Genomic DNA, 1,608 nt, shown 5'->3' with positions numbered 1-1,608 from the left:
ACGCAGCCGCACCCTGTCCGTGGCGCTGGCCGCGGGCGCCCACCCGGGCGAGTCGCGGCCCTCGTTCGAGCTGCCCGAGGACGAGGTGGAGTTCGGCGTGGGCATCCACGGCGAGCGGGCCCGGCAACGGCGGGCCTTCGGCCCCTCCCGCGAGCTGGTGCCCCCGATGGTCTCGCCGCTGGTGGAGGAGCTGGGCCTGGGGCGCGGGGACCGGGTCATCGCCATCGTCAACGGCCTGGGCGCCACACACGACTTGGAGCTGTACGGGGTGTTCCGCGAGGCGCGGCGCGTCCTGGACGACGCCGGGATAGAGGTCGCCCGCTCCCTCGTGGGGTCCTACGTGACCTCCCTGGACATGGCGGGCTGCTCGGTCACCCTGACGGCGGCCGACGACGAGGTACTGGAGCTGTGGGACGCTCCGGCCGCCACACTCGCGCTCACCTGGTAGAACGTCCGTCCCACCACAGTCCGAACGGGAGCACCGGCATGGCAGAGCAGCTCAGTCCCTCCGACGTCGAGCGGTGGGTGCAGGCCTTCATCGGCGCGGTCGAGGAGGAGGGCGCACACCTCACCGACCTGGACCGCCGCAGCGGCGACGGCGACTTCGGCACCAACATGACCACCGCGCTGCGCCGTACGCGCGAGGCCCTGGCCGACACCGCCGCCACGGGGTCGGCCGGACAGCCCTTCGAGGTGATGGCGGAGACCTTCCTGGGCCACAGCGGCGGCACCAGCGGCCCGCTGTTCGGCATGTGGTTCCGCGAGTTCGGCAAGGCGGGCGCGGGCGCGGAGGCGTTCACCCTGGCGATGGTGGCCGAGGCCACCGCGAACGGGTGGGCGACCCTGCACCGGCTGGGGTCGGCCGAGGTCGGGGACCGCACCATGGTCGACGCCGTCGCCCCGGCCTCGGAGGCGCTGGCCGGGGCGGTGGCCAGCGGCGCGGGGCTGCACGCCGGGCTGCGGGCGGCCGCGGAGGCCGCGCGGGAGGGCGCCGACGGCACCAGCGAACTGCTCGGCCGCCGGGGGCGCACCAGCTACGTGGGCGAGGCCGCCCTGGGCAGCCCGGACCCCGGCGCGGTGACCGTCGCCCTGTTCTACCGGGCCGCGCAGGGGGTCGTCGGCGTCTGAGCCGTGCGCGGCCGGGACCGCGCGAAGGTCCGCGGCGGGTCCGGCCTCCGCCGGGGCACGTCCTCGGCGGAAGGCGACCATGCCGCCGGCCCCGCGGCCCGGTCAGGCTCCGCCGAGGTACTCCACGAAACGCACCCCGATCCCGCCCGGGCCGCAGCTCACCCCGACCATGCGGCCGGTGAACCCGCCCGCGACCTCGGTCGACAGGTAGCGTCCGTCGATCCTGGCCAGCTCGGTGGCGCCCTGGGGGGTGCGGACCGCGGCGACGACCACGTCCGGTCCCCGTTCGCGGCTGTACTCGGGCGCCGTCGAGGGCTCCACCCGCAGTTCGAGCACCGTGTCGGCGGACGCGGGCGCCTCCCCCAGCACGCTGGTGAGCGGTCCGATCCGAGCGACGGCGCGCACCCGCCCGCCCCCGACCTCCAGGGCGAACCGGTGGGCGGGATCGACGCGGACCTCCAGGGCGCCAGCGCCCCCGTC

Annotated in this window: 2 protein-coding genes and 1 pseudogene; 2 read left to right on the top strand and 1 reads right to left on the bottom strand. The window is 76.3% G+C overall.

Going from position 1 to position 1,608, the window contains the following annotated elements; genetic code table 11:
* Together DQW06_RS02720 and DQW06_RS02715 are read left to right on the top strand one after the other, a co-directional pair.
* A partial coding sequence (locus DQW06_RS02720) for a dihydroxyacetone kinase subunit DhaK (RefSeq protein WP_198662364.1) occupies positions 1 to 448 on the top strand: 448 nt, incomplete at its 5' end.
* Positions 449 to 486: 38 nt separating this feature from the next.
* Entirely contained in the window at positions 487 to 1,128 is a 642-nt protein-coding gene (locus DQW06_RS02715) for a DAK2 domain-containing protein (protein ID WP_013153485.1), read from the top strand.
* 102 nt (positions 1,129 to 1,230) lie between these two features.
* On the opposite strand, the pseudogene DQW06_RS02710 reads toward DQW06_RS02715, so the two are convergent.
* A pseudogene (locus DQW06_RS02710) lies at positions 1,231 to 1,608 on the bottom strand (glycoside hydrolase family 43 protein); the annotation flags it as partial.

This window comes from Nocardiopsis sp. TNDT3, assembly GCF_003427465.1.
Lineage (GTDB): Bacteria > Actinomycetota > Actinomycetes > Streptosporangiales > Streptosporangiaceae > Nocardiopsis > Nocardiopsis dassonvillei.
Note: the sequence above shows the minus strand (reverse complement) of the source record. Positions and strands in the feature narration are given on the sequence as shown.